Origin of the sequence: Chlorogloeopsis fritschii PCC 6912 (assembly GCF_000317285.1) — a bacterium.
Taxonomy (GTDB): Bacteria; Cyanobacteriota; Cyanobacteriia; order Cyanobacteriales; family Nostocaceae; genus Chlorogloeopsis; species Chlorogloeopsis fritschii.
In genome coordinates this window covers 34,581-60,879 of sequence record NZ_AJLN01000108.1, presented here as the reverse complement: position 1 = coordinate 60,879, position 26,299 = coordinate 34,581, and the positions used below count along the sequence as shown (strand labels likewise).

The following is a 26,299-nucleotide window of genomic DNA, read 5'->3' as shown; positions in this document are numbered from 1 at the left end:
AACAATTCCAGGCAAGGATGGAGATGATGTGCCACTCTACCTAGAAAAGCAGTTAGCACAGTTATTAGCTGAACTGGAAGAGTTAAGAGAGGACAAGGATTCATGAGTCGATACAGTATGATTATTCAATGGTCTGATGAAGATCAGCTTTTCCTAGTCACGATCCCAGAGTTTGGCGATCGGGTTATTATGCCTTGCACTCACGGCAAAACTCGTGAAGAAGCAATTCGTAACGGCGAAGAAGTGATTGAAATGTATTTGGAAGCTTGGCAAGCAGAAGGTGAATCCATACCTGAACCCAGCACACTTCAAATTGCCTGATTACCATTCTAAAACCAACTCTATCATCCTCTTCTTTAACAGCAGAAATTCCGAAATCAGGTAATCTGCGGATGTATTTCTAGGCTGTTAACTACAGAAGTTGACTGAATACAGTTTATGAGTCGAGTGACGATGAAAAAAGTGTGGCTGTGCGGCTTTTGTATATCCTTATTAGCTGTTGGTTGCACAAGCACTAATTCTAGCAGCAGCGAAGTCAACAACAGCCGAACAGATACATTGAAGCAGATCGCAACTTCCTGTACTAACGATCCATCACAAGGCAAATTGTACGACCGAATTGAAAAAATATCTCGTGCTGCTCAAGGGCGCGTCGGGGTTGCAGCCACAGTGCTGGAAACTGGAGAATCAGTAGCTCTCAATGCAGAGCAGCGCTTTCCTATGCAAAGCGTTTACAAGTTCCCTATTGGGATGGCGGTACTAGCTCAAGTAGACAAAGGAAAACTAAAACTAGAACAGAGAGTTCGTGTCGAAAAAAGCGATTTCGTCTCAGAACGTCAGCACAGTCCGATCCGAGATAATAATCTACAAGGTGTAGAACTTAGCATAGCTGAACTGCTGAAATACATGGTGTCCGAAAGCGACGGCACGGCTTGTGACGTGCTTTTACGACTCATCGGTTCACCCAAGGTTGTCACCGAGTATTTGCGTGAGCTTGGTGTAAATGACATCGTTGTGGCTAACACAGACAAGGAAATAGGGCAAGACAAATCAGTACAGTATCGCAACTGGACAACGCCTGAAGGAGCGATCGCTTTATTACGCGCACTGCACGAAGGAAGAGGGCTTTCAAAATCTAGCCAAGCGTTGTTGCTGCGATTGATGATAGAAACACCTACAGGTTTACAACGCATCAAAGGTTACTGTACCAGGAAAAACAGGTGATGATCTCGCTCCAGGAACGTTGGATAGTATCTTAAAACAAGCGGGTCTGAAATGATGCAGTATCTTATCGTGATTGAAAAGACAGAAACCGGATATTCTGCCTATTCTCCTGACCTACTAGGATGTGTCTCGACTGGGGCAACTCGTGAAGAAGTTGAACAAAATATGCGTGAGGCAATGGAGTTCCATCTTGATGGATTGAAGTTGGAGGGATTAGAGATTCCGCAGCCCACAACCTCATCAGCATATATCAATGTCACCGCCTAACACTGCGTTGGTGCGGACGGTACAGGGGTTATCGGTGAGTATTCGAGGTATCTGCCGCCGCACAATTTCACTGTTACACTGCTGCCAAAATCGCCTCTCTAACATTGGCAATCAAATCACTGAGATTATCTGTATTCATTCGATAACTCAGAGGATGGGCAATTAATCGTGCCGTACTTTCATAGAGCGTTGCAATTTCCATTAAACCATTTTCGCGCAACGTCCGCCCCGTAGAGACTAAATCAACTATTGCCTCCGACATACCCGTAATTGGCCCTAGTTCCACAGAACCGTACAAAGGTACAATTTCCACGGGTAAATCTAAACTGTGGAAATATTCACGGGCACAGTTTACATATTTAGATGCTACCCTACCATGTGCGGGTAAATCCAAAGGCGATCGGTAAGAACTGGATTGCTTGACTGCTACCGACATCCGACAATAACCAAACCGCAAATCAACTAACTGTGCTACTTGTGGTTTTTTCTCTCGCAACACGTCGTAACCAACGATACCCAGTTGTGCCTGTCCGTACTCTACGTATACAGGAACATCCTGCGCCCGCACCAGTAGCCCTTTAGCGATACCATTGGTATCTGTAATTTGCAGTTGTCGATTTCCTGAGTCTAAAAAAGCACTAAAATCCAACCCCACGGTTTGTAGCAGGCGGATGCTATGTTTGAGAAGTTCCCCTTTTGGCAGTGCGACAGTCAGCATATGGCAATTTTAGATTTCCGATTTTAGATTGTAGATGAAGGGGGTTACTTGTTAGGGTCAAATTTGAAAATAGGTGACAGGGGACAGGTGACAGGGGATAGGGGACAGGGTATAGGGGATTAGATTTTCATGCTTGGTTGTAGGATTTTCCTATAAATAGCTGATTTGAAAACTCAAATCTTAGAATTAAAAGTTACAGCGTATTGCAAGTTAATAAAGTACACAATATAGGTCTAAAAGCCAGGCAACAAGCCTATTTTATTTCTGACTCCTGACTTCTGAATTCTGTATTCTGCTGTAATTATGAAAATTTTATTAGTTGACGATGAAACTGAACTTACCGATCCCTTGAGCCGCGTGTTAACTCGTGAGGGATACAGTGTAGATGCTGCCTACGATGGAATAAATGGCCGCAAATTAGCACAAACAGGCAATTACGATCTACTCATTTTAGACTGGATGTTGCCTGGCAACACGGGATTGGAGATTTGTCAAGAATTGCGCCGCCAAGGTGTTGCAACTCCTGTGTTGTTTCTCACTGCTAAAGATACTCTTGACGATCGCGTAGAAGGTTTAGATGCGGGTGCAGATGACTATCTAGTTAAACCTTTTGAACTGCGGGAGTTACTAGCAAGAGTCAGGGCGTTGTTGCGACGTTCTAGTTCTCAAGCGCCTGTTACCCCGACAAGTCGCTTAACGGTAGCTGATTTAGAACTTGATTGTGAAAGTCAAATCGCCTATCGGCAAGGGCGGGCAATTGAACTATCAGAAAAAGAAAGCCAACTGCTGCAATATTTTATGGAAAATACTAGCAAATTACTTACTCATACTCAAATTATGCAAAATTTGTGGCAAGATGATGAGCAACCTAGTAGTAATGTGATTGCTGCACTAGTACGCCTATTACGTCGCAAGATAGAGTTACCTGGAGAAACACAACTCATTCACAGTGTATATGGTAAAGGATATCGCTTTGGTGCTGGTGCAGACTCTGGATGAGAACTGCTCACGCTTTATTTTCAATATTTTTATTCAATAAAGAATTAATTTGGCTTTGCATCTTTTCTCGCAATCTTTGTGCTTGTTGAAAAACAAAAGAACGTTTATTTTCGGATTGCTGCTCACCGCTTACTGCTGGTTTCAGCGGTTGAATAAAATAACGCAGACGACTTCTCATTGCCCAAACACCCATAGAAGGAAAGAGAATAAAAATTGGTATCAAAGGTGATATAGGCAAAAATGGTAAATTAAATAGGTGCTGCAATTTTTGGAGATTAATAGTCCAAGGATGCAAGCCTTCATTGCCAATACAAACAACAGGTAAAATCGGAATTTTAAAACGCTGACTCAACTGAATAAAACTGAGATCGAATTTCTCTAATTTATAACGTTTTCGCCAACCTTTTCTCGGCCCTCTCAATCCTTCTGGTGCATATAAAATAACTCTACGCTCTTGCACTACAGCAGTAAAATCATCTAATTCAGCCCTCACACCACCTAAAACTTTTGACCATCCAGGTGGTAACCACCAAATCATCCAAGCATGGTCAAATAAAGATACACCAGCCAAAGTTTTTATTATCCATCCCCTTTGTTTATTTAATAAATAAGCCAAACTAACAAAATCCCACGGGAAACACATTCCCGCATGATTCATTGCTACAATCATTGGCTCTGTAGATGGTAAGTTTTCAATTTGCAGTAGCTCTCCACGAAAATAATATTCAACTATAGGAGCTATAATTTCTTGTCTAAAAGCTTGTTGATAAGTAGGATCAAATTCAGTATTTTCCTGACGTGGCAAACGACATCCAAGACGCAGCCAACGAATCAATAGTGCTAGATAAAAACCACCAGGAATTAAAAATAATATATATTCAAGCCAATTCCAACCGTCTGGATCGGAATGGTAATGCTGCCAGTGACGATTGAATAAAATTAGCCAGCCTGGAGGATACCACAGACAAAACCAATCAAACCAGCTAAATTTATAACCTTCAATAGACGCTCTTTCAATTGGATTGCTGACTAAATTATCTGGATTTTGATTAATCACAACGAATCAGCATATTAACTAAACAGCAGCAGATAGGATATACTAACTCGCTATCTTAATAATTTTTATCTTGCCTTAGACATAAAAGGGAATAAGTAAAGAGGAATTTTCTATGTATCAGCATCTTGACAATTGCCTCAGCAACTGAAAGCGATAAAGATAGCTAGATGTCTGCGTTCTGGTGATGGCTGAGGCGATCGCTCTTGAGATCCGCTAACTCTATTGTCAGTGTGTGACAAAGCACTAACATCAAGTTTTCTTAAAGCCAGTTACATTTTCCGAAACGAACCTGACAAATACTGCTGCAAAAGGCTAGCTTATTTGTTAATCACAAGCCGTCTTCAGCAGCTATGGTAAAAGAATTAGCAATTCGCACTAGTGGATTGATTAAGCAATTTGACAGACATATTGCCGTTAATAATGTTGATTTAGAAATTTATTCAGGTGAAGTATACGGGTTAATTGGCCCCAATGGTGCAGGAAAGACGACTCTGATTCGGATGTTGGCAGCAGCAGAAGAACCTACTACGGGTGAGATTTATATTAATGGCGATCGCTTACTACGCGATCGCAGCAACCTCAATCTCAAGCGTCGTCTTGGTTACTTACCTGACGATTATCCGCTGTATGAGGAACTCACGGTTTGGGATTACTTAGATTATTTTGCTCGTTTGTATCGTTTGCGAGAACCACGCCGCACTAGACGCCTGCATGAAGTTTTAGAACTGATACAGCTAAGTAATAAACGCAATAGTTTAATTTCTACCCTGTCACGGGGGATGAAACAGCGTTTGAGTTTAGCACGAACAATTATCCACGAACCGATTTTACTGCTGTTAGATGAGCCTGTTTCGGGACTCGATCCGATCGCGAGGATGCAGTTTCGAGAAATTATTAAAGTCTTGCAGGAAGCAGGGATGACGATATTGATTTCTTCCCACGTTTTGAGCGACTTGGCAGAATTATGTACTTCTGTAGGAATTATGGAACTTGGTTATTTGGTAGAAAGTGCCTCGCTACAACAACTCTACCAACGTCTTGCCCGCCAACAAATCATCATCTCAACTCTAGGGAAACAAGAGGAATTGTTGGGGGAATTAAAAAATAATCCTTTAGTACAAGAGTGGGAGGTGATGACAGCAAAAAACAGCATCCGAGTGAATTTTTCTGGTAAACAGGAAGACAGTGCAGATTTATTGCGATCGCTCATCCAAGCTGATATTCCCATTACTGAATTTCACTGCACTCAAGAAGATTTGGAAACAATTTTCCTCAAATTAGGTCACAAACAAGCATCATAAGTTAATAGTCATTAGTCATTAGTTGTTCTCCCCTTGTCACTGCGTCACCGCGTCACCTACTTCCTCTTATCTTCGGAGAAATTTATATATGATGCTCAATTTTATTAACAGGATTGGCGATTTAAATCCCCAATTAATGAGGGAAATTAAAGGTCGCCTAAAAGTTTTTCCTGTTATTATTACATTTGTTTCATCGCTGTTCGGGCAGTTAATACTTTTTTTATATCAATTACGTGAACTACCCGGAAATAGATACTCTATGTCTGGCACCTACTGTCTTGAAGGTGTAACTTACAGACAACAATTGAACCAACTTTACCCACAAATTAATCAATTACAACAGCAAATATCTTTATTTAGTAAGGCAAAGAATGCAGTAAAAGTTCAGGAACTCACACAACAATTAGAACAACTAAGGGCAGAAGAACGTAGTATCCAGAATGTTTTATATAGTAGTAATCAATTTTGTCCCTTAAACCAAATTGATATGCAACTTTGGTGGCGGGATCACTGGGAATACATATTTTTATCACTCAGTGTCATTTTTATCTTTACATTATTAGTTGCAGGTACTTATTTATTAATCAATAACTTAGCTCAAGAAGAATACCGAGGTACATTAAATTTCTTGCGTCTTAGTCCCCAATCAGAAACAAGTATTTTGACTGGCAAGATATTAGGAGTGCCGATTTTAATTTATCTCGCTGTTGGAGTTGCAATTCCTTTACATATTTGGGCAGGGCATTCCGCCAACATAGCCTTGAGCCACATTTTCAGCTTTTATGCTGTTTTAGTTGCTAGTTGTATTTTCTTCTATAGCGCTGCACTTTTATTTGGCTTTTTTAGTCGTTTCTTCAGTGGCTTTCAGCCTTGGTTGGGTAGTGGTATAGTCTTAGTTTTCTTGACTATTACAATGCAATTAGCAACAACCGGGACATATTTAAACAATGCAGCAGCTTGGTTAAGACTATTAAGTCCTTTTGACTTAACTGGTTACTTATTCCCAAATCTCTTTCGTAGATACAACTGGGAATTGCTAGAACAAGTGCAGTTTTTTTATCTTCCTATTGGGAAAAATCTTGTTGGTTTACTTGGTTTGCATATCTTGAATTCTGGCTTGTGGACTTACTGGATTTGGCAAGGATTAAAGCGCCGCTTCCGCAACCCAAATGCCTCTATGTTGAGTAAAAGCCAAAGTTATTTACTAGTAGCTTATTTGCAAACAATTCTTTGGGGATTTACCCTGCAATACGAAAGAAACTACTGCCCATCTGGTAGCCATTACACACCATCATTATCTTCTTCTTGCTATTACGAGGTTAATTATCAGATTGGGCAAAATTTTCCTTGGCTAGTGTTATTTAATCTGATACTTTTGTTCAGTTTAATTGTAGTTATTTCTCCTCATCGCCAAGCAGTACAAGATTGGGCAAGATATCGACACCAAAATATTTCTAGTCGTAAGGGTTTCTGGCAAAATTTACTGTTAAAAGATTTGATTTGGTCTGAAAAAAGCCCAGCAATAATTACAATGGCAATAAATCTAATGATGATTACCACCCCACTCATCATTTGGATTTTAATCGCACCTATTTTAAATGCTCATCACCTCAATAACTTAAATTGGTTGAGTCAAATTGGGCAATTCAAAGCAATTTTAGGTGTGGCTTTGTTTATTACTTTAATGATGATTTATGCGACTTTGGCGCAAAGGATGCTTTTACTGAAAACTCCCAAGCGTTCTTTTTGGGCGATCGCTACTGTTGGCGCAGTAATATTCTTACCAATGATATTTCTAGTCATGCTGGGTGTTCAACCACAAAAAGCTCCTATTTTATGGTTGGTTTCCACTTTCCCTTGGAATGCTTTGGAATACGCTACAATCCCAACAATTTTTATTGCTCTTTTAGGTGAATTTAGTCTTTTAGTATTGTTAAATTTTCAGTTAACACGCCAAGTAAGATTAGCGGGTGAATCGGCTACAAAAGCATTGTTAGCAGGAAGTTAGATTAATAAATTTTGAAGGTGCGTTGTTTGCTAACGCACCTTAACTTTATTGGAGAGTTTACAATGATAAAAAATCTTTTAGATAAAATTGGAGACTGGAATCCCCAGTTTTTACGGGAAATCAAAGGGCGTCTACAACAACGCAACATTATACTGGCAATTACTGTTTCTTTGCTGGGACAATTTTTGCTATTTATGTATTTCCAAGCCCAGCTACCTGATAATAGTGAAAGTTTCCCAAGTTCAAATAAATATTGCACCGGAAAGATTTTGTATGGAATGCCAGAATGCCTGCAAGATGAGTTTGGCAATTTAGCTATAAATTGGCAGCTATTGTGGTTAAATTTATTTACATTGCTCAGTATTATCGGCTGCTATTCCCTCTTAGTAGCAGGAACTTATCTGCTAATTAGTAATTTAGCCACAGAAGAACGTCGTGACACGCTGAATTTTATTCGCCTTAGTCCCCAGTCTCCTCAGACTATTTTAGTAGGGAAAATCTTAGGGGTTCCAATCTTAGTTTATATTACATTAGCCCTAGCAATTCCTTTGCATTTGTGGTCAGGTTTGGCGGCAGATATTCCATTAGAATTGATTTTCTGTTTTTACGCTGTAATATTTGCAGCTTGTCTTTTCTACTATAGTGCTGCACTGTTATTTGGCTTAGTTGGTTCTTGGTTGAGTGGTTTTCAAGCGTGGTTGGGTAGCGGAGTAGTTCTTGGTTTCCTAATTCTTACTAAAGAATGGTTATCCTACAACCCTGTGGATTACCCTTTAGTTTTGCTGAGATTTTTTAACCCATATTTCTTGATTCCACATTTGTCACTCAATTCTGCTTCTAAATCGATTTACTCATCGGAAACATTTCATTGGTTTGCCCTACCAATAGGAGCTAGTTTTACCGCTACAGTTGCCTTAACAATTTTAAATTATATAGTGTTGACAAGTTTTGCATGGCAAGCTTTACAGCGCTGCTTTTCCAATCCCAATGCCACGATGTTAAGTAAGAAGCAAAGTTATTTGCTAACGTCTTATTTTACAGTCCTAACTATAGGATGTGCAAATTGGCATTCCTCAGTTTTGGTAAAAGATTCTCACTATTCAACGATAAGAGAAAATCTCTCATCTCTTTTCTTTTTGCATTTCTGGCTATTTTTATATCTAATTGCTGCTATTAGTCCTCATCGCCAAACCCTAATAGATTGGGCGCGTTATCGGCACTTCTCTGGTTACAAGAGTTTCTGGAATAGTCATACAATCAAAGATTTAATTTGGGGAGAAAAAAGTCCAGCATGGGTAGCGATCGCCTTAAATGCAATGATTGTTATTTTTTCTCTAAGCCTATTGGTTTTCTTCACACAAAATGACACAAACCATAAAATAAATGGGATTTATGCTCTCGTTTTAGCTGGTAGTTTAGCTATGATTTACGCAGCATTAACCCAACTAATGTTATTCATGAAAACTCAGCATCGAATATTTTGGACTGCTGCTACCCTCGGCGCTGTGATTGTATTACCAGTAATTATTTTAGCCTTGTTATTCAATAACCCGAATCATGCCACTGTTGTGTGGCTATTTTCAGTAATTGCACCGCTTATTGCCTTATATCCGACAGGGGCTTCATTATCTTTAATCACAGTCTTGTTTGCGATTCTTGTTCAAGAAATTATATTGGGAGGTTTAATCTTCTCAGTTGCAGCGAAAATTGCAAAAAGCAGGGGAATCTGCCACAAAAGCATTACTTAGTCATTAGTCATTAGTAAAAACAAATTACAAATGACTCATGACAAAGGACAAAAGACTATTTATTAATTACTTGTCTGACTAATTGTGGTATTTGAGAAGGGCGCTCGGCTACAGGAACTTTTAATTGAGAAAAAGCAGCCAGTTTACTTTTTGCAGAGCCAAAATCTGGATGACGCCCGATTACTGCTGCTAATGTTCCTGTTTGACGCCAATGTTTGGCTGGTGGTGCATTGATGCCTGCTATATAAGCAACTACTGGTTTATCGATCGCTTCGGCAATGTAACGTGCTGCTGCTTCTTCACGCCCACCACCTGGTTGTCCAACTAGTACAATTGCTTCTGTAGCATCATCCTCATCCAGAATTTGCAGCCATTGGATAAATGATGAACCTACGATCGCATCACTACCAATACTGACACTGAGTGACTGCCCTAAACCAGCTTTGGTTAATTCTCTGGCTATTTCATAGGTAAGAGTAGTACTGCGACTGATAATTCCCACAGAGCCTGGAGTATAAAATTCACTTGGTTGTGTGCCTAAAAGAATTTTTCCCGGTATGATAATGCCAGGACTATTTGGCCCTACTACTAGAGTTTCTTTTGCTTCAGCTTTACGCAGCAATTGCACCATATCTAATGGTGGTACCCCTGGCGAAATGATAATGATTTGGCGGATGCCTGAGGCGATCGCTTCTAATGCTGCATCTAAAACTTGGTAAGGGTGTACGCAGATAATCGTAGTGTCAATCAGCCCGAATTTATCAACTACTTGCTCTACCAAATCAAATACTGGTAGATCGTATATTTTTTGCCCACCACATCCAGGATTGACTCCAGCTACTAAATTTGTTCCATAAGCTATCATTTGAGCAACATGAGTCGCTGATATAAATTCACTAAAGCCTTGGATTACAACTTTACTATTTGGCGTTAAGTTCATAAAAATTTACTTTAATTTCTAAAATCGATGAGAGTGAGCCACTGTGAAAAACGGCATTTTATCGATACAAACTCAATTTTTACTAGAATTACGACAAATCCGTCTTAAAGCTTGATGACACAAAACAAACTATCCCATTTGCTCTTGCTAGTAATATTCACAATGCCTTTTCATAACAAGCACCTCTTCTAGAAGAGATTTATCTATTTTGCCTCCAGTGCCACTGCAAGTTTGAGGTAAAGTATCAAAATTTTTTATGAGAAGTTAATTTAACAAGACGAACTGCTTCCACTACAGCTTCATCTAAATTTTCTATCACTACTATAGATGTATCGCTTGAGGTTTTGATTGTTGCTAAGTATTTTCTAGCTGCATCAAACTCAGATCCGGCAAGACGAACAACCAAGCGCGGCAAATGACTTTCGCGGCGGCTTTTAGAGCCATTGTTGGAGCGCAGTACCTGTGGTTTGCGATCGTTTTTGTGATGTGGTACATAGTTGGCAATTACTTCCACCACTTCTTCTACTTGGGGAAGGCTTCCTAAAAAATTAATTAGTATTACTTGAATACTTTTGTCACCAGCCAGGATGTTGAGAGCTTTATCAAGGCGATCGCAAAAGGTAGTGGGTGAGGTATCGGTAGGAAAACCGTGGCGTAAATTTAGACAAATACCTGGTTTGCCACCCGCATTCACGACTAAGTCTAAAGTTGCCAGCACCGAGCCTGTACCGTTGCCCAGGATGCCAATTTTACCGTGAAGTTCTACCCCATCCCAGTTGCCTAAATGTGGTTTGAAATCTATATTACTGTGGCGAGTAACCATTTTTCTCGCCATTTCTGCGAGATCTGGATGACGGGCGATCGCTCGTTCATTGACACTCACATTACCATTGAGAGCCATCACTTGATCGGAACTACTCACTCCTAAGGGATTAATTTCCACTAAATCAAGGTCTTTTTCTACAAATAATTGATACATTTTTTCCACGACGGCGCTTACCGATTGCATTAACGCACCTTGCAAGCCCATTTTTAAAGCCAAACGTCGCGCATAAAATGGCGAGAATTCCTGTTCTACCACAACATGCTGCATTTTTTCTCCAGCAGATTCCCAATCTATATCTGCTTGTGTACAGCCCAAAAGTATGGGACGACAAACAGCTGTATCTAAAACTACTGCTAGATAAAATTCTTGTTCAGCATCATATTTTACTTCTGCCAGCAAAACTTCTGGCAACTCACCCAAGATTGGCAAATTAAAAATACTTTGGGCAGCAGCGATCGCATCTATGGTTGTTTCTGCAAACCTTACCCCGCCAACATTTGCCCGCTCACCCCCATACACTTGAGATTTGAGTACAATTGGGTAGTTTATTTTTAGCCTTTTCAAATCTGTGGGATGCTCGATTTTTTGGGAAGGCAAGACAGGAATACCGATCTCCCGAAACCATTCTTTTACCTGGTACTCTAATAATTCCATCGACACACACCTTGACTTTAGCCACTTTTGTTGGGTTAATTGGGAACTATCTCATGCTTGCGTAATGCACTCGAATCACATAGTTTAACTTTAGTCTTTAATTAAAAAATATTTTTCTCATTACTTCTATCTAACTCAGTTAATCAGGTAAAATCAAGCTTCTGTCTCTTCTGGCTGCAGAATGCCTCAGTAAAACTTCTTAGATATCAGGTGCAAAATTTTTGTCATTAAATATTGACATATTGAACTCCTGTTTGATTTTGGACAAAACTCAGTAAACTTTTATTCTTTCTTTTCTGTCCCCTATTCCTATGAGTGATTCAGTAATCAAATTTGATTTAGTTGTGGTAGCGAGTGCCTATCTTAACACTCAAAACTTTACGTGATGTAATTCGCTCATCTGTCTATCAAGCAATTGCACAAGGTGACAATCCTGATAAAGTTGCACAAGCAATTGTCCGTGTTGCTTCGAGCCAGTCTCCGCGATTAAGTTACTGTGTTGGTAATGAGGCACAATAGTTGCCTCGCTTGAAAGCGATACTACCTGATCAGCTGTTTCGATTTGGTGCCCGCAAGCGATTGAACCTGCCATGAGCTACAGCAAATAAGATTTTATTTACTTGCTCGATTATCTCGAACATACGGTACTCCTAACGCTGCTGGAGGTGTTGATTTACCTGCTAACCCCAACAAGGCGAGTAAGGCGATCGCATAGGGTAACATCACCAAAAACTGATAAGGTATATCCACGCCCAAGGCTTGAATCCGCAATTGTAAAGCTTCGGTGGCACCGAATAAAAAACAAGCCAAAGCACTGCCAAGCGGATGCCACTTACCAAAAATTAAGGCTGCTATAGCAATAAATCCCTTACCGGCACTCATGCCCTCAGCAAAATATCTGACTTGAACTAAGCTTAAATAAGCACCTCCCAAACTAGCAAGACACCCACTTATGGCTACAGCTAAATAACGCACGCGCTGTACAGGTACTCCAGCAGTATCGGCAGCTTTGGGATATTCTCCAACCGCTCTCAAGGTTAAACCAAAACTAGTTTTAAACAAAAGATAAGTAGTAAAAATAAGTAAAGTCAAAAGTAAATATACAAGAATGTCCTGCTGAAATAACAAAGAACCAACGAGGGGAATATTGACAAGGTTGGGAATAATAATCGGCTCGATTCCTGGTAAACGTTGGGTGCTACTACCATGAAACACTAGCCGTGCTAAAAAAGATGTTATCCCAGCAGCTACCAAATTAATCGCCAAACCGGATACTAATTGATTAACGTATAAACTGACGCATAAAAAAGCATGGGTTAGCCCTACAAATCCACCAGCTATTATCGCTGCAATCACACCAATCCAAACATTACCAGTGTAAAAAGTTGCTACTGCACTACTAAAAGCACCAGTTAGCAACATACCTTCCAAAGCAATATTTAGCACTCCCGAACGTTCCGAGTAAAGTCCTCCTAAGGCAGCAAATGCTAAGGGTACAGTAAGGCGCAAACTGGCAATGAGGTAATCTGAGAAAAAGTCACTTGTCATTTTTTTAGGGCGGGTTGAGTAGATAGGCGATCGCTCCACTAGAGATATCATTAACAAAACCCGCTCGTACAGTAATTGGTAGCTATCTCTCTCCTCAGGTAAACATTTTAACTAATCAGATAATAGAGTTACTGATAAAAATATTAAATTTTAAATTTAGATATTTTGAGAATCAAAAGCACAAAAGTATTTATTAACTAACAGAAATAAAGATAAGAAGATTACAAGGCTAATTGGTAATACCTTGTAATCTTCTGGCCCCAGAATACTTGTCTGAATCAAATCTAAGCTTATTAAAAAGTTAACTATATTCTATACTCAATACACTTCTATCCAAGGAAAGAAGTCCGTTTTACATAAGAATGTGATTGGTAATACATTTTCCGCATTGAACTTAATATTGCTAATGATAAAAACGATACACTTACTGTTTATATCAGGAATTTATAGGAAATTTAAGACTATTTCATCAATGAGATTAATGGGTAAAAAGCAATAATATTGCTTGATGGCAATCAAGAGAATTATTGTATTGACAAACACATATTAATTTAATGCTAAACAAACTTTTGATAGAAGACTAATCTATGCTCTAGTTAGAAGATACCAAAAATCTTATTAGTTAATTTAGTTAGTAGTTAACGAGTGAAAATGGAAACTAAAAATGAAGAGTCATCAGCAGCTAATGCCACCCAAGTTTACTATCCATCAGTTTGTTTATTTTCTTGGAGGTGTTGGTACAATTTTAGATTTTCATGTTGATTCCAACACCTGGAAATATGCCGTTGAGATGGAAAAAGGGCCAGAACCAGATATGGGTAGAATTGGCAGCGAAACAACGATTTTATTGCATGAAACAGATATTCATGGAGTAATTAACTAGTCGATATTTCTTAAGATTATATATCTATTAGCATCAAAAGAAATTCTTCCTTGTGTTTTTAACTTACACAATAATCGTGTAATAGTTACTCTGGTAGTACAGCAGGCATTAGCAAAATCTTCGTGAGTTAGGCGAACCAAAATACGAGTTCCCTGTGCTACCTTTTCACCAGTTTCCTCTTTTAGAAGTTGCAAAAAACGATCCAATCTGTCTTGTACTTTTCGTAAACCAGAAATAACTAAAAAAGACTCTGTCTGCTGTAATCGCTGATTTATCTTTGGTAAAAGAGCATGACTTAAACTTGGAGAAGCTATGATTTCTAATACAGAAATTGACACTAATTCAACATCCGAAAGCGCTGTAGCTTGGTAAGTTTTTAGAGAAGTCATGTAAGAGCCAAAAACCATTCCTGGCACTGCCAACCCTACCAGTACTTCTTCATTAGTTTCATGAAGTGTAGACAGTTTGACAATGCCTTGATGGACATACCAAAGCGTTTGTGGATCTAAAGGGATAATTTCTCTTTTGGAATACTTATGTACAGGGCGATCGCTACTAAAGCTGTAGTCTTTTTTATTTAGTGCTAATTCCCCTCGTCGAGAGTCAGTTATATCTCGCAGCAACCAACGTATATTTTGGGCTTTTCCCTGCTGATCGTAAGTAACTGCAACTGTTAATGCTGCCTCAAAGAACTCACCATTGCGTTGTTGTAAGCCTATAAATAACTCTTGATTTTTGCGATATTGGCTTAACTGACTAAGGAAGGTACGAAAGTACTGACGTTGTTCTAAGGCAACAAAACTAATCATTGGTTTGCCCAATAGAAAACGCTTTTCAACATTGAGCAACTTAGCAGCAGTACGATTAGCTGCCTGGATACAGCCTTGTGGATCAGTCACTAAATAGCCGTCTGGCGCTTCCTCAAATAATTCCTCGTAGCGTTCAAACTCCTGTTCTAAAATTTCTTGTGTTTGTTCTAGTTGCTCATTTTGCTGATAGAGTTCCTCTATTGCCTGGTGTAGTTTTTGTGAAGCGCTGCCAAGTTCGATCAGAGCTTGCGGTACTGTATTTGCTATCACAGGCATAGCAATCACATTTTCGTATAATTTAGCTATACGTTTGTCCATTGCCTGTGTTTTTTGAGCAAATTTATCTATTTTTGTTTTATCTACGTCTTTTGTCTTATCTACGTCCATTTTAGATTTGCCTACTTAGTTGCAAAATTTTAACAAGCCATTACTCCTAATGCCGTATACTCCACCTTCGGATGAGTTTCTAACTAGGTAGAGATGCTTGCTTATGTGCGATCGCAAAAATCTCCTCCAACATAAGCAAAATCTGAACTCGGCTCACGGATGTGTTGAAATTCTTCTGGCGTTTTCTATTCAATGGTTGGATCAATGTTAACCGCAGCATAGTGTATACACATATACAACTATCCGTTGCTTGCTTTTATTAGAAGTTGGCAATTTATCCTATTTTCAATATTAATAAACAAAATACCTACTACTCTTTACTCCAATCTTCTTCCATAGGAATAAATTACATATACCAAACGAATTGGCTTTATGTTAACTCAGTTTGTAACCATAAATACAAAAAAGACTGTAGTCAGCTAAAACAGATAAACAGCCAGACAACATTTCTGGAAAACTAGCAAGAGTTTGAGCTGATAGCGATCGCCTTCAAAGTTTTGTTAAAAATATTTGTGCTATGGGATACTTGGTAGGTGTGCTCTAAATCTATGCTGGCAAAGACAAGGAGGGCATAATTTGTTACCAGGCTTTGTGAAGTGAAGTGGCAGTGCTGGTTGAAGTTTCTATGAATTACCTTCAGTCGTTACCACAGTCACATTGCAAGCGGGAACAATAAAATCGCAAAGAAAGCGCAAAATCAAACAGGTAAAGGCAGCATAGGAATGTTGACGACTAGAGAATACCAAATACTGTACGCAATCATGGAATTTTGCAACGAAACCGGCAATATGCGAGAACAATTGCTTAATTTATATGGCTTTAATGTTACTCAGCAAGAATTAAATGAATTGAAGGACAAAGTATTGGAACTAGCAACAGGATAATATTATTTCTGCTTAAAGACTTACTGTTGTTAGACGTCAAACAAAAGAAGTAAAACGCGGTTCCTTCTGTTTCCCGTCAAGAAAAAGAACCCAAAAGGTTAATAAATTGAAGGTAAGCGGGATTACGCTAGATGAGGGGATATTTGGAAGGCACACTATTGCAGAGGCTACTATCTTTTACTGTCTTATCCGAGCGTAGATTCGAGTCTTACAGATATAGCGGTAATTTTGACTATTGCTCTACTGCATACTTAACGGCAATAAGGTCAAGTTTGGCTACACAAGTTGAATTATTGCCGTTAAGAAAGACACATTCTATCACTTACTCGGTCAATTGTCTCCTCGATTGCCCGTGAGTAAATCGATACTGCCATACTATGTACTTTTGCAGCCATCATGCGAGACTCTACAGCTTTTGTGTAAAAATCTGCTACATGATGTCCCTGCATCAGCAACTTAGAATACATCAATGATTGTGTAGCGTAATACTGGATTAACTTGCCGTATTGTTCAATAGAGTATCCATATTCTTGTACCATTAAATTCTCATGTTTCTGTAGACGCTTACCAATAGCTACAACAAAATCACCATGCTTCTTTGCCAGCAATGCGTGTTTAAAGGTTAGATGTACATTTTCCTCGGAAATCTGATGCATAACTATATGTGGGTTAGTACCTCACAAATTAGTTAATTCATGTCCACCTAACATCTACTTAAGGAATTAGTAGAATATTAATTTCTTATATATATAAAGTTAGCTACAGAGACACCCCGGCTGGCATAACACTAAGGATATTGCGATCGCGCAAAGACGCATTACAAGCCAAGGTACTGCTTCAACCACATCAGCAGGAGAAACAATGCCTTCAGAATCGGTACTGTAATAATGCGGCAATTGGCAGCTATCACTCAAGCTTTTTTACTGCTCATCAATCGGAGCGGCGGGATTTGAACCCACGACCTCCACTACCCCAAAGTGGCGCGCTACCAAGCTGCGCTACGCCCCGACAACCTTTATATACTAACACAAACTCTTAAATAAACAATAGTTAAATTAAAAAACCTTAAGCGTTCCAGCAGCTTGCAGTAAGCCTGGAACAGCACAAGCACTCCATTTACCTTCTACACAACGACCCGTATTTAAGATCAAGCGAAGGCTATAGGCATGAGGATAACCTTCTACCTCCATCCACAATAAATCGCTTTCGGCCTCACAAGCGATTTTTTCTTCATCCATTAATTCAGATCTAAGTTGCTGCATAGTGTCTGCCAACTGCAACAGTAATCGGCAAAAATCATCTAATTCTGCTTCTGTTAACTCGATCGCCCAATCATCTGTACCTACTAAACCTTTAAATTCAGGTGCAGATGGGTTCCAACCAATACGCCAACCAGATCCACTTTTAATCACACGTTCCATAATTAGGGGCTAGAGGCTAGAGGCTAGGGGCTAGGAAATTAAAATTTTTGAATTTGGTAGACGCGTAGCGGCTTCCGCAGGTATTTTGAATTAATTAGTCCTTAGTCCCTATTATTAAAAACATTAACTAATGCTTGCACCAAGGCATTTCGCTGCTGACGATTGAGGCGGCGAATGGCAGCGCGATCGCCCGCAAAAGGATTTTGCCGCAATGTATCATGACCTGGATATGATGTTTCATACATAACTTCATTTGCATCCAGGTAATCAGCCAAAGTTAATTTCCAATCAAGTCGATAATTTGGTGCACGTCCCTTAACGTAAATGTGATACCTCATCATGCGACTGACTAAGGTGTTATTTTCAGCAACCTTTCCTGTTTCCTGGCTGATATAACGATTTTCCTTTGGTAAATCTGGCAACTGTTTATAAACTTGCTGCCAAGCTTCGCTAGGATTAACTCTTTGAGCATAGGCAGGTTGAGCAACTAACAAACTGGTATATGTTGATTCAGTTTTGCCTAAACACAAAATCAACGCAGCAAAGACTAACATCAGCTCCACCCCCTTTTTGAGGGGGCGGACAGAAATTATCTGCCAAAGCTGGAGCATAAATCGCAATAACGGTAATTTTTCGCTCATCTTAACTTGGCAAATTGCATTCGGTTATACTTCACCAATAATTTCTGGTTGAGTTAGTTCGTCTGACATCTCAATAATTGCCCTCAGAACTGGTTTCATCATAATGTCATCGCTACTGTCAAAGTCTTCATAACGGCGACGTTTAGCGCGATTTGCCACCTGAACCGTAATGCGGTAGCGATTTGAAGCTGCACTAATCAGATCCTCAGCACGGTGCATAATTTGGGTTTGGGTAGTCTCGAACTTAGAACGCTTTAGCATATTTACTGGTTCTTGGGGTCATTTTTAGTTTAACAGGATAATAGTTAGTGGATAGTGGTAAACAACCAACTACTGTACGGGCGGGTTTTGTTGATTAACTTTCGGTTCAAACCGATAACTTATCTTCTAAACCCGCCCCTGCTAACTACTAACCACTAACTACTATCTCTTGATAGAGGTTGTATAGCTGTTGATAAATTTATAAGGGTTTTGTAGCACTACCTGAAAATAAAGTTACAAAATATTATGGCTGACATTGTGGAAACTGCCGTTAATGCAGGTTCTTTCAAAACCCTCTTAAAAGCGGTTGACATTTCCGGACTTACGGAAACTGTTAAAAGTCCTGGCCCGTATACAATATTTGCACCCACCGATGATGCTTTTGCCAAGTTACCGCCAGAAACGTTAGATTCTTTGCTGCAAAACGTTGAGAAGTTGAAAAGAATAGTTGCTTATCATATTGCTTTTGGAGATGTCAGATCTGAGGACTTAGCACAAATTGACGAAGCTGAGACTATTGAGGGATCGGTTGTAGCTATTGAGTCTAGTAACGGCACAATTAAGGTAAATGACGCCAATGTCGTCAAAGTTGATATCTTAGCCGATAATGGCGTCATTCATGTAATTGATATGGTATTAATGCCTGCAATCCTTGCTGGGCATTGAATGTAAACTAAAAAATTACCCTACACCCAAAATGCAGCCAGTACGTGGAGGCAGATTTAAGCTCAGATGCTTATTTTCTCCCTCGCCGTGCCACTCTATCTCAGCAGTGCCATACAAAAGCTTTTGGGGTTGGGTATGCAAATTAGTTGTATCTATATTTGCTTTTGCTGATGCAGTACCAGCATTAACAGCTACAACTAATTCCTCTGTATCTAAAGTGCGAGCAAACACGTAAAGCTCCCCTTGGGTATATAAAACTTGGTAATCACCTGTCCGCAAGCAAGGGTGAGTATGGCGGAGAGCAATTAAATGGCGGTGGGTATTGAGAATTTCTCGATCCCAATTGGCTTCTAAAGGAAATCCGCGACGCGAATCTGGATCGAGACGACCCGGTAAACCCACTTCATCACCATAATAAATACTGGGCGCACCAGGAAATGTAAGTAGCAGTAAAGTTGCTAATTCCACACTAGGGCGATCGCCTCCAGCAATAGTAAGCAAGCGGGCTGTATCGTGACTGGCGAGCAAATTTAATTGGGTAAGTTGAATTTCCCAAGGATAAAGTTGCAGTAATTCTTGAATTTTGGCAGCATACTCGGCAGCAAACAAAGGTGGGTAGGGATGATAGGAACGCCCTTGTACTTGTTCTATATCCACACGATCGCCTGCGGTAAAAGCGATCGTTGGCGCGGCAAATAAATAATTCATCACACCATCAAATTGCGTGCCATCCAACCATTCACGGGAATCGCCCCAAACCTCACCGACAATGTAAGCATCAGGATTGATTGCTTTGACGCGATCGCGGAATTCCTGCCAAAAACCAGGAGTCTTAATTTCAAATGGCACATCTAAACGCCAACCATCAATGCCAAATGTAATCCAAAATTCGGCAATTTCCATGATATATTCCCGCACCTCTGGGTTGTCATGATTAAATACTGGTAGCGCTCGATTTCCATCCCAACCCACATAGTTAGCAGGAAATTCCCCATTATAAGGAGAAAGGGGCCAGTCTTCAATTTGGAACCAATCTACCCAAGGTGAATAGGGGCCATTTTCCAAAATATCGTGAAAAAAGAAAAAGCCACGGCTAGCGTGATTAAATACTCCATCTAAAACAATTTTGATATTGCGGGCATGGGCTGCATCCAACAATTCTTTAAAAGCCGGATTTCCCCCCAGCATTGGATCGACTTGATAATAGTCGTGGGTGTGGTAGCGGTGATTACTTGCAGATTGAAAGATGGGTGTAAAGTAAATGGCATTTATTCCTAAATCCTGAATGTAATCTAACTGCTCGATCACGCCCCATAAATCCCCTCCTTTATAACCTTGGAGTGTGGGCATAGCATCCCAATCTTCCCAACTAGCATTACGCAACACCTTTCTGTGCGGTTGTTTGCTTCTGGCAAAGCGATCGGGAAATATTTGATAGAAAACAGCGTGTTTAACCCAGTCTGGCGTGTGAATCTGCATCAATCACTCCTGGCTCCTAATCTATATCATCGCGATCGTTGCAGATACTTGGTTATTTGTGTCTCACACTTGTGGTAGAAAATTTTGTTAATGGTAATTAGTCATTGGTCATTGGTTAGTAGTTAGTAGGGGCGGGTTTTGTTGATTAACTTTCGGTTCAAACCGATAACTTATCTTCTAAACCCGCCCGTACAGTAGTTGGTTGGTTTATTACTCCCCTTGTCCCCTTGTCTCCTTGTCCCCTTGTCCCCTGTTCTCTTGTCCCCTTTTTAGAAGAACTGCTTACCTAGAAACAGTATTTTCGTCCCCAAGTTCGTTAGAATGAACTGCCATCGTCTAAATTCTTGTTTCGGCAAACCTTGTGCAGTAACCATCTTTGACTGTATCTGGTGAATACCCCCCAGTCTCAGGCGCGATGGTTATGTTACCTTGACTTCTGGTATTACTGAGCGCTTGTTAACTCAATCTAATCACTTGAGCGATCGCCTCAGTATAGCCTAATGTTAGGTGTGCAATAATTTGCCGCAAGAATATATTGGACATAATCTTTGCCTATACCGCGAGGTTGGACAAAGAATTTTGGATGATGACAGTCTAACCCTTACTGGCTGCGCCACAACCAATCGCTAACGCGATATAGTTGCAGTACCCTTGCGAGGTTTTCGATGGATTGGACTAGCTTACTCAAAGCTCAACAGGCTGATTTCCTTCTACGGGTGAAAAAACCAAAGACTCATGATGTATCTTTGTTAGAAAGTCAAGTCAAAGGTTGCCACACCGAAATAATGGCTTTTTGGGGCGAAATGCTGGAAAAATTATTGGCAGTTGCTCGCCAACAAGCAGAAATTTTGGCTAAAAATCCGCCTCCAATCCCACCTGAATATCCCGAATTTCCTGAGTGGGCTATACCTTTTCCAACATACTTTCAACAACAAGCCGAAGATTATATTTTACGAGAGCAGATTGTCGAACAAGTCATCAATCAGCGCCTGGGCAAAATTGTCAAAAAAGTGCCACAAGATGCAGTCAAAAATATGCTACTTGATGATGAAGGCAATTTGCGTAGTGAAAGCAAATTTCCTTATGTACTTGCTAATAATCCTAAAGTCAATATTCTAGTTTGTGTTGCAGATGGAGAAAGTTTTAATGGTATCAAGAAAGACAAAATTAGATGGTCTGTTACTCAAGAGGATGTTAAAAAATACCGATTATTAATTTTTTTATGTTTGTTCTATCCGTTTAATGGCAAAAGAGGCTACGAAAAACAAGCTATAGTCGTCGGTTTCTTACCTACTAATCAAATTGAACTTAACGAGCCAAAAATTTCTGTCACTCCCAGTAACTTATTGTATGCAGGGGGATTGAATTGGTATTTAGAAGGAATTACCAAACTAGATGTACCACCAGTTGTTGATGAGATTGTAGTGCCAGAAAAAACTCAGACTGTACCATCAGAACATCCCCTTAAAAACATCATTGGAGACTGGGAATGCTGGCAAACATTGAAAGGCCATACTAGAGGAATAAATTGCCTTGCTTTCAGCCCAGAAAGTCAAAACCACGAAAATTTACCTTTAGTGGCAAGCGGTAGTCGCGGAGAGACAAAGTTATGGGATTTGGCTAGGGGGGAGTTGGTATGCACTTTATCCGAATATCCTTGGATTTTGTCAAGTTTAGTGGATGAGGTAAACGCCCTTGCTTTCAGCCCCGATGGGCAAACTTTAGTGAGTGCAGGTGCGGATTCTACAATCAAAATGTGGCACGTAGGCGCGCAAGACTTGATAGATATCCTGCACAAGCATAATGGTATGGTGCGCTGCGTAGCTTTTACCCCCGATGGACGGGTATTAGCGACAGGAGGAGATGACAGAAAAATTTTATTTTGGGATTTGATCCATCGCCAGGTGATGTTTGCCCTTTCTTTGGATGATACCGCAGCTCATGCTTTGGCATTAAGTCAAGATGGTCAAATTTTAGTCACGGGCAGTTACCGCAAAATTAAAATTTGGCAAGTCTCTCAACAAATAGGGGGCAAACCTCCTATTCCTGAACTATTGCACACTCTTACAGGTCATCTTCATATTGTTTGTTCCTTAGCCATGAGTGCAGATGGCAAAATTCTTGTCAGTGGCAGTCGAGATAAAACTATTAAGATTTGGCGGTTAGATACAGGGGAATTGTTGCATACTCTGAAGGGACATAGAGATGGAGTATACGCTATTGCCCTCAGCCCTGATGGGCAGACGATCGCTAGTGGGAGTGCTGATAAAACTATTAAGTTGTGGCATCTGTCAACTGGGGAACTGCTAGGTACATTTACAGGGCATACTCACACAGTTACAGCAGTCGCATTCACTGCTTCTGGGGAAATGTTGGTGAGTGGGAGTTTGGATAAGACGATTAAAATTTGGCAGCGGAGTTAACCAAACATTAATAATGTAAAAACGCCAAGAATAGTTTCTCTTGGCGTTTTTGCGTGAGTTTATTTATCCTTGTGAATTTGAAGTTGCTTGAAGCTTCTTCCTTTTGAGAACAATACCAATACCGCCAGCGAGCAAAGTACCAGCAATAGTAAAAGGTTCAGGTACTGGTTCGCTACTTTGGAGAGAGATGTTGTATCCCAGTGGTTCTGTCGAGGGATCGGATGCGAAAGAAGATACAGCAATTGTGTATAAGCCAGAATTTGGCAATGTAAAAGTTGCTTCTGAATCGCCCCAAAGCCCTGTGGGTATTGCTGGTGGCAAATCGTCATCTCCAACAGCAACTAGTGGAGTGGTAGCACCATCCGAGAAGATGTCAGTGTAGTCAGAAGTATCTGCCTCAGTACCAAACCATACACCAAAAGCCGGATCGAGTGCCTCTACAGTTCTTCTCACTGTTACAGTCGCAACATCACCTGCATTGCCAGAGAAACTCCAAAATTTCCATTCTGAGGGATTTCCGGTATTGTCTCCACCTGGAACTACTCCAGCCTGGGTGCTGCCATAAGAAAGAGTTCCTTCAAATGTTACTGCAGCAGCTTGGACTGAATTGATTGCTCCCAGAGCGATCGCTGTTGTTGTTGCAGCTAGTATGGAAAATTTCTTCACAATTGCAGTAGTGGTTTTTGCTAGCTTCATTAGATCAAGTACTCCTGTTGCTGATTTTTTTGGGTAAGCAAAGTCAATTGCCCAGCAATGTTATAATTAGCTTTTGTAATTTATGTCAACACACCCTCAGTAGTCTTACTTAGACAAATATGAGGATTCTCCAAGGTTATACAGCCTGTTTTACAAAAACTTGATATGAAATAATATTTTTTTTATATCTTTGGATAGATGAAAATCTAAAAAATTTAAAAATTGGTTAGACAAGAGAACAAGGAAGCAATACAGCGATTTCAGTCGTGTTGAAAAATGGCCAAATATTTATGCGTAGGTACTTAAACGCTCCGAGGGGGTTTGACATCAAAAAAGCGATCGCCCTCATGAAAGAGCGATCGCTGGTCTGAATTCTATTTCTGACTATTAGAGTAATCAGTAAAGCTTTACAACCCTCTGCTTTACACTAGCAATGTTTGCATCAAAGGCTTATCTTCCGATATCTTACCTGTGCGCAACCATTCTTGGAGTTCAACAGGTGGTTTGGCTTGGTTGAGTTTTTCCCGCAGTTGTGCACCTTCGAGGATTTCTTTTTGCAACAGTTCTTGTGCGGTTTCTTCTAACAAGTCCCGATTTTCATGCAGAATCGTCAAGGCAATGTGGTGAGCATTATCAACTATTTGCTTCACTTCGCGGTCAATTTCCTCAGCCACTTTTGGACTAATGGCACGACGCGGATTGCCATAGCCTTCGAGGAATTGTTGTTGAATCTTCTCAAATGCTACTGGCCCCAGTTTCTCACTCATGCCGTAAAGAGTGATATAGCGTTCTGCCAAATCAGTGGCTTTTTGGATATCATCACTAGCGCCAGTGGAAACTTTACCAAAAACAACTTCTTCTGCTGAACGTCCACCCAATAGGGTAGCAATGCGACCGCGAATTTCATCTTCTATCATCAAGAAGCGGTCTTCTTCAGGCATCTGAATAGTGTAACCCAAAGCACCCACGCCTCTCGGCACAACAGAGATTTTTTCAACTTTACCAGCACCAGGCATCAAAGCACCAATGATGGCGTGACCAACTTCATGATAGGCAACAGTCTTTTTCTCTGTCTCATTTAGGACGCGAGAACGTTTTTCTAAGCCAGCAACAACGCGCTCAATCGCTTCGTTGAAATCTGCCATTGCCACTGCTTGCCGATTTTGCCGTGCTGCTAAGAGTGCAGCTTCGTTGACAAGGTTAGCTAAGTCTGCCCCAGCAAAACCAGGTGTGCGGGCAGCAATAATTCCCAAATCGACATCATCAGCTAATTTGACGTTGCGGGCATGAACTTTCAGAATTGCTTCTCGACCGATTTTATCAGGACGATCCACAACAACTTGACGGTCAAAGCGTCCGGGGCGGCGCAAAGCTGGGTCGAGAATTTCGGGGCGGTTGGTAGCAGCAATGATAATTACACCCGTGTTGGCATCAAACCCGTCCATTTCGGTAAGTAGCTGGTTGAGAGTTTGTTCTCGTTCATCGTTACCACCCATCATCGGGCCTGCACCACCACGAGATTTACCCAGTGCGTCTAATTCATCAATAAAGACGATACAGGGAGCTTGTTGTTTAGCTTGCTCGAACAAGTCACGAACACGGGCTGCACCCACACCCACAAACAGTTCGATAAATTCTGAACCGGAAATGCTAAAGAAAGGAACACTAGCTTCACCGGCAATAGCTTTTGCTAATAGGGTTTTACCTGTTCCCGGAGGCCCTACCAAAAGCACACCTTTAGGGATTTTCGCGCCCAAGCGGGTGTATTTACCAGCATTTTTGAGAAAATCAACAATTTCTTCTAGTTCAGCTTTAGCTTCATCTACACCAGCTACATCAGTAAACTTGACACCAGTGCTGCCTTCAGAGTAAATTCGAGCTTTACTTTTACCTACAGTTAACGCCGCAGGGCCACCACCACCCCGGTTGAGTAAAAATCCCCAAATGCCGAAGAAAATCAGGGGTGGTACAACCCAGCTTAAGAGAGTAGCAATCCAGCCATTTTGGCTTGGTGGTGGTGCAGCAAATTTGACATTATGATCGCGAAGAATCTTGGGTAAATCTAGGTCAATGGCTACTGGTGTAGTCTGGAAAACTTGTTCTACTGTTTGGCCATCGGGTGTTTGAGTTTTGATGGAATACTCAATGCGATCGCTACCTACAACTGCCCGATCAACTTTACCTGCTTCTACCTGAGCGATAAAGTCACTATAGGGAGCTTGTGGCAACCTCGGCCCAAAAAAGCTAGGAACAATAAAGTTAAGTAGTAACAGCAGGGTGAAAAGAATCAGTAAACTGCCACCAAACTGTCGTATTCTCGGTGGTTTAATTTGATTTTTGTTATTAGTTTCTACAGGCATTTTTTATTCAGTCTCCGATTGAAAAGTTTTTATTTTTGGTTAGTAGATAGCAGATAGTAGGTAGTAGGAACCACTAACTATGTACAGATGCTTCAAAGT

Annotated in this window: 26 protein-coding genes, 1 tRNA gene and 1 pseudogene; 13 read left to right on the top strand and 15 right to left on the bottom strand. The window is 40.5% G+C overall.

Annotation, left to right across the window (positions count from 1 at the left end):
• The first annotated feature begins 102 nt into the window (after positions 1-102).
• The 4 genes and pseudogenes from UYC_RS0123040 to UYC_RS0123030 all read left to right on the top strand — a co-directional run bounded on the left by UYC_RS0123040 (position 103) and on the right by UYC_RS0123030 (position 1,491).
• The gene (locus UYC_RS0123040; protein ID WP_016874943.1) at positions 103-321 is read left to right on the top strand and encodes a type II toxin-antitoxin system HicB family antitoxin; all 219 of its coding nucleotides are present in this window, start codon (positions 103-105) and stop codon (positions 319-321) included.
• A 117-nt stretch (positions 322-438) separates the two neighbouring features.
• On the top strand, positions 439-1,224 hold the full coding sequence (gene bla, locus UYC_RS0123035) for a class A beta-lactamase (protein ID WP_081588142.1): 786 nt from the start codon (positions 439-441) through the stop codon (positions 1,222-1,224).
• Positions 1,220-1,279: pseudogene (locus UYC_RS40405) on the top strand (hypothetical protein); the annotation flags it as partial. The gene bla and the pseudogene UYC_RS40405, both read left to right, overlap by 5 nt.
• On the top strand, positions 1,276-1,491 hold the full coding sequence (locus tag UYC_RS0123030; RefSeq protein WP_016879680.1) for a type II toxin-antitoxin system HicB family antitoxin: 216 nt from the start codon (positions 1,276-1,278) through the stop codon (positions 1,489-1,491). The pseudogene UYC_RS40405 and the gene UYC_RS0123030, both read left to right, overlap by 4 nt.
• A gap of 73 nt (positions 1,492-1,564) precedes the next feature.
• Here UYC_RS0123030 and hisG read toward each other — a convergent pair whose 3' ends face one another.
• Entirely contained in the window at positions 1,565-2,209 is a 645-nt protein-coding gene (gene hisG / locus UYC_RS0123025; RefSeq protein WP_016874946.1) for an ATP phosphoribosyltransferase, read from the bottom strand.
• A 303-nt stretch (positions 2,210-2,512) separates the two neighbouring features.
• Between hisG and rppA the strand changes: the two genes are divergently transcribed.
• On the top strand, positions 2,513-3,208 hold the full coding sequence (gene rppA / locus UYC_RS0123020) for a two-component system response regulator RppA (protein ID WP_016874947.1): 696 nt from the start codon (positions 2,513-2,515) through the stop codon (positions 3,206-3,208).
• A gap of 7 nt (positions 3,209-3,215) precedes the next feature.
• On the opposite strand, the gene UYC_RS0123015 is transcribed toward rppA, so the two are convergent.
• Positions 3,216-4,265 (bottom strand): 1-acyl-sn-glycerol-3-phosphate acyltransferase, encoded by a 1,050-nt coding sequence (locus tag UYC_RS0123015; RefSeq protein ID WP_016874948.1) that lies wholly within the window; start codon positions 4,263-4,265, stop codon positions 3,216-3,218.
• Between the two features lie 350 nt (positions 4,266-4,615).
• Between UYC_RS0123015 and UYC_RS0123010 the strand changes: the two genes are divergently transcribed.
• The 3 genes from UYC_RS0123010 to UYC_RS35720 all read left to right on the top strand — a co-directional run bounded on the left by UYC_RS0123010 (position 4,616) and on the right by UYC_RS35720 (position 9,322).
• The gene (locus tag UYC_RS0123010) at positions 4,616-5,566 is read left to right on the top strand and encodes an ABC transporter ATP-binding protein (RefSeq protein ID WP_016874949.1); all 951 of its coding nucleotides are present in this window, start codon (positions 4,616-4,618) and stop codon (positions 5,564-5,566) included.
• Positions 5,567-5,654: 88 nt separating this feature from the next.
• Entirely contained in the window at positions 5,655-7,574 is a 1,920-nt protein-coding gene (locus UYC_RS0123005; RefSeq protein WP_016874950.1) for an ABC transporter permease subunit, read from the top strand.
• 62 nt (positions 7,575-7,636) lie between these two features.
• Positions 7,637-9,322, top strand: a complete 1,686-nt coding sequence (locus UYC_RS35720; protein ID WP_100227220.1) for a hypothetical protein — start codon at positions 7,637-7,639, stop codon at positions 9,320-9,322.
• Between the two features lie 55 nt (positions 9,323-9,377).
• On the opposite strand, the gene UYC_RS0122995 is transcribed toward UYC_RS35720, so the two are convergent.
• Both UYC_RS0122995 and UYC_RS0122990 read right to left on the bottom strand, forming a co-directional pair.
• Entirely contained in the window at positions 9,378-10,262 is an 885-nt protein-coding gene (locus UYC_RS0122995) for a succinate--CoA ligase subunit alpha (RefSeq protein ID WP_016874951.1), read from the bottom strand.
• Positions 10,263-10,506: 244 nt separating this feature from the next.
• A complete protein-coding gene (locus UYC_RS0122990; protein WP_016874952.1) occupies positions 10,507-11,742 on the bottom strand; it encodes a succinate--CoA ligase subunit beta in 1,236 nt (411 codons plus the stop codon).
• 354 nt (positions 11,743-12,096) lie between these two features.
• Here UYC_RS0122990 and UYC_RS39080 point away from each other — a divergent pair, with 354 nt between their 5' ends.
• On the top strand, positions 12,097-12,261 hold the full coding sequence (locus UYC_RS39080) for a hypothetical protein (RefSeq protein ID WP_016874953.1): 165 nt from the start codon (positions 12,097-12,099) through the stop codon (positions 12,259-12,261).
• A 93-nt stretch (positions 12,262-12,354) separates the two neighbouring features.
• Here UYC_RS39080 and UYC_RS0122980 read toward each other — a convergent pair whose 3' ends face one another.
• Complete coding sequence (locus UYC_RS0122980) at positions 12,355-13,290, bottom strand: ABC transporter permease (RefSeq protein ID WP_016874954.1); 936 nt, start codon at positions 13,288-13,290, stop codon at positions 12,355-12,357.
• A 664-nt stretch (positions 13,291-13,954) separates the two neighbouring features.
• Between UYC_RS0122980 and UYC_RS0122975 the strand changes: the two genes are divergently transcribed.
• A complete protein-coding gene (locus UYC_RS0122975) occupies positions 13,955-14,173 on the top strand; it encodes a hypothetical protein (RefSeq protein ID WP_016879679.1) in 219 nt (72 codons plus the stop codon).
• Here UYC_RS0122975 and UYC_RS0122970 read toward each other — a convergent pair.
• A complete protein-coding gene (locus UYC_RS0122970; protein WP_016874956.1) occupies positions 14,170-15,369 on the bottom strand; it encodes a PAS domain S-box protein in 1,200 nt (399 codons plus the stop codon). The two genes, UYC_RS0122975 and UYC_RS0122970, sit on opposite strands and share 4 nt — an antisense overlap.
• Positions 15,370-16,091: 722 nt before the next feature.
• On the opposite strand from UYC_RS0122970, the gene UYC_RS39075 reads away from it, so the two are divergent.
• On the top strand, positions 16,092-16,253 hold the full coding sequence (locus UYC_RS39075) for a hypothetical protein (RefSeq protein ID WP_016874957.1): 162 nt from the start codon (positions 16,092-16,094) through the stop codon (positions 16,251-16,253).
• A 299-nt stretch (positions 16,254-16,552) separates the two neighbouring features.
• Here UYC_RS39075 and UYC_RS0122960 read toward each other — a convergent pair whose 3' ends face one another.
• The 6 genes from UYC_RS0122960 to UYC_RS0122940 all read right to left on the bottom strand — a co-directional run bounded on the left by UYC_RS0122960 (position 16,553) and on the right by UYC_RS0122940 (position 18,576).
• A complete protein-coding gene (locus UYC_RS0122960) occupies positions 16,553-16,909 on the bottom strand; it encodes a hypothetical protein (protein WP_016874958.1) in 357 nt (118 codons plus the stop codon).
• A 99-nt stretch (positions 16,910-17,008) separates the two neighbouring features.
• A complete protein-coding gene (locus UYC_RS38040) occupies positions 17,009-17,167 on the bottom strand; it encodes a hypothetical protein (protein ID WP_157171269.1) in 159 nt (52 codons plus the stop codon).
• Between the two features lie 20 nt (positions 17,168-17,187).
• Positions 17,188-17,261: transfer RNA gene (locus UYC_RS0122955), tRNA-Pro, on the bottom strand.
• 47 nt (positions 17,262-17,308) lie between these two features.
• Positions 17,309-17,674, bottom strand: coding sequence for a DUF1818 family protein (locus UYC_RS0122950; RefSeq protein ID WP_016874959.1), 366 nt, complete (start codon positions 17,672-17,674; stop codon positions 17,309-17,311).
• A gap of 101 nt (positions 17,675-17,775) precedes the next feature.
• Positions 17,776-18,315: a hypothetical protein gene (locus UYC_RS0122945; RefSeq protein ID WP_016874960.1), complete on the bottom strand. Its 540-nt coding sequence runs from the start codon at positions 18,313-18,315 to the stop codon at positions 17,776-17,778.
• Between the two features lie 24 nt (positions 18,316-18,339).
• The gene (locus UYC_RS0122940) at positions 18,340-18,576 is read right to left on the bottom strand and encodes a DNA-directed RNA polymerase subunit omega (RefSeq protein ID WP_016874961.1); all 237 of its coding nucleotides are present in this window, start codon (positions 18,574-18,576) and stop codon (positions 18,340-18,342) included.
• Positions 18,577-18,822: 246 nt separating this feature from the next.
• On the opposite strand from UYC_RS0122940, the gene UYC_RS0122935 reads away from it, so the two are divergent.
• The gene (locus UYC_RS0122935) at positions 18,823-19,242 is read left to right on the top strand and encodes a fasciclin domain-containing protein (RefSeq protein WP_016874962.1); all 420 of its coding nucleotides are present in this window, start codon (positions 18,823-18,825) and stop codon (positions 19,240-19,242) included.
• A gap of 15 nt (positions 19,243-19,257) precedes the next feature.
• On the opposite strand, the gene UYC_RS0122930 is transcribed toward UYC_RS0122935, so the two are convergent.
• The gene (locus UYC_RS0122930) at positions 19,258-20,721 is read right to left on the bottom strand and encodes a glycoside hydrolase family 13 protein (protein WP_016874963.1); all 1,464 of its coding nucleotides are present in this window, start codon (positions 20,719-20,721) and stop codon (positions 19,258-19,260) included.
• A gap of 665 nt (positions 20,722-21,386) precedes the next feature.
• Here UYC_RS0122930 and UYC_RS0122925 point away from each other — a divergent pair.
• Positions 21,387-23,144 carry a WD40 repeat domain-containing protein gene (locus UYC_RS0122925; RefSeq protein WP_016874964.1) on the top strand — a complete coding sequence of 586 codons (1,758 nt, stop codon included), beginning with the start codon at positions 21,387-21,389 and terminating at the stop codon, positions 23,142-23,144.
• A gap of 63 nt (positions 23,145-23,207) precedes the next feature.
• On the opposite strand, the gene UYC_RS0122920 is transcribed toward UYC_RS0122925, so the two are convergent.
• A complete protein-coding gene (locus tag UYC_RS0122920; RefSeq protein ID WP_016874965.1) occupies positions 23,208-23,840 on the bottom strand; it encodes a PEP-CTERM sorting domain-containing protein in 633 nt (210 codons plus the stop codon).
• Between the two features lie 422 nt (positions 23,841-24,262).
• Entirely contained in the window at positions 24,263-26,200 is a 1,938-nt protein-coding gene (gene ftsH, locus UYC_RS0122915; RefSeq protein WP_016874966.1) for an ATP-dependent zinc metalloprotease FtsH, read from the bottom strand.
• Positions 26,201-26,299: the final 99 nt, after the last annotated feature.

Coding starts and splice junctions, on each gene's coding strand:
- UYC_RS0122980 (WP_016874954.1), bottom strand. CDS start 13,290: ATGACAAGTGACTTTTTCTCAGATTACCTCATTGCCAGTTTGCGCCTT.
- UYC_RS0122935 (WP_016874962.1), top strand. CDS start 18,823: ATGGCTGACATTGTGGAAACTGCCGTTAATGCAGGTTCTTTCAAAACC.
- UYC_RS39075 (WP_016874957.1), top strand. CDS start 16,092: ATGTTGACGACTAGAGAATACCAAATACTGTACGCAATCATGGAATTT.
- hisG (WP_016874946.1), bottom strand. CDS start 2,209: ATGCTGACTGTCGCACTGCCAAAAGGGGAACTTCTCAAACATAGCATC.
- UYC_RS0122930 (WP_016874963.1), bottom strand. CDS start 20,721: ATGCAGATTCACACGCCAGACTGGGTTAAACACGCTGTTTTCTATCAA.
- UYC_RS0123010 (WP_016874949.1), top strand. CDS start 4,616: ATGGTAAAAGAATTAGCAATTCGCACTAGTGGATTGATTAAGCAATTT.
- UYC_RS0122925 (WP_016874964.1), top strand. CDS start 21,387: ATGGATTGGACTAGCTTACTCAAAGCTCAACAGGCTGATTTCCTTCTA.
- UYC_RS0122945 (WP_016874960.1), bottom strand. CDS start 18,315: ATGAGCGAAAAATTACCGTTATTGCGATTTATGCTCCAGCTTTGGCAG.
- UYC_RS0123040 (WP_016874943.1), top strand. CDS start 103: ATGAGTCGATACAGTATGATTATTCAATGGTCTGATGAAGATCAGCTT.
- bla (WP_081588142.1), top strand. CDS start 439: ATGAGTCGAGTGACGATGAAAAAAGTGTGGCTGTGCGGCTTTTGTATA.
- UYC_RS0122970 (WP_016874956.1), bottom strand. CDS start 15,369: ATGGACGTAGATAAGACAAAAGACGTAGATAAAACAAAAATAGATAAA.
- rppA (WP_016874947.1), top strand. CDS start 2,513: ATGAAAATTTTATTAGTTGACGATGAAACTGAACTTACCGATCCCTTG.
- UYC_RS0122975 (WP_016879679.1), top strand. CDS start 13,955: ATGAAGAGTCATCAGCAGCTAATGCCACCCAAGTTTACTATCCATCAG.
- UYC_RS0122990 (WP_016874952.1), bottom strand. CDS start 11,742: ATGGAATTATTAGAGTACCAGGTAAAAGAATGGTTTCGGGAGATCGGT.
- UYC_RS0122940 (WP_016874961.1), bottom strand. CDS start 18,576: ATGCTAAAGCGTTCTAAGTTCGAGACTACCCAAACCCAAATTATGCAC.
- UYC_RS0122995 (WP_016874951.1), bottom strand. CDS start 10,262: ATGAACTTAACGCCAAATAGTAAAGTTGTAATCCAAGGCTTTAGTGAA.
- UYC_RS0122960 (WP_016874958.1), bottom strand. CDS start 16,909: ATGCATCAGATTTCCGAGGAAAATGTACATCTAACCTTTAAACACGCA.
- UYC_RS0123030 (WP_016879680.1), top strand. CDS start 1,276: ATGATGCAGTATCTTATCGTGATTGAAAAGACAGAAACCGGATATTCT.
- ftsH (WP_016874966.1), bottom strand. CDS start 26,200: ATGCCTGTAGAAACTAATAACAAAAATCAAATTAAACCACCGAGAATA.
- UYC_RS35720 (WP_100227220.1), top strand. CDS start 7,637: ATGATAAAAAATCTTTTAGATAAAATTGGAGACTGGAATCCCCAGTTT.
- UYC_RS0122920 (WP_016874965.1), bottom strand. CDS start 23,840: ATGAAGCTAGCAAAAACCACTACTGCAATTGTGAAGAAATTTTCCATA.
- UYC_RS0122950 (WP_016874959.1), bottom strand. CDS start 17,674: ATGGAACGTGTGATTAAAAGTGGATCTGGTTGGCGTATTGGTTGGAAC.
- UYC_RS0123005 (WP_016874950.1), top strand. CDS start 5,655: ATGATGCTCAATTTTATTAACAGGATTGGCGATTTAAATCCCCAATTA.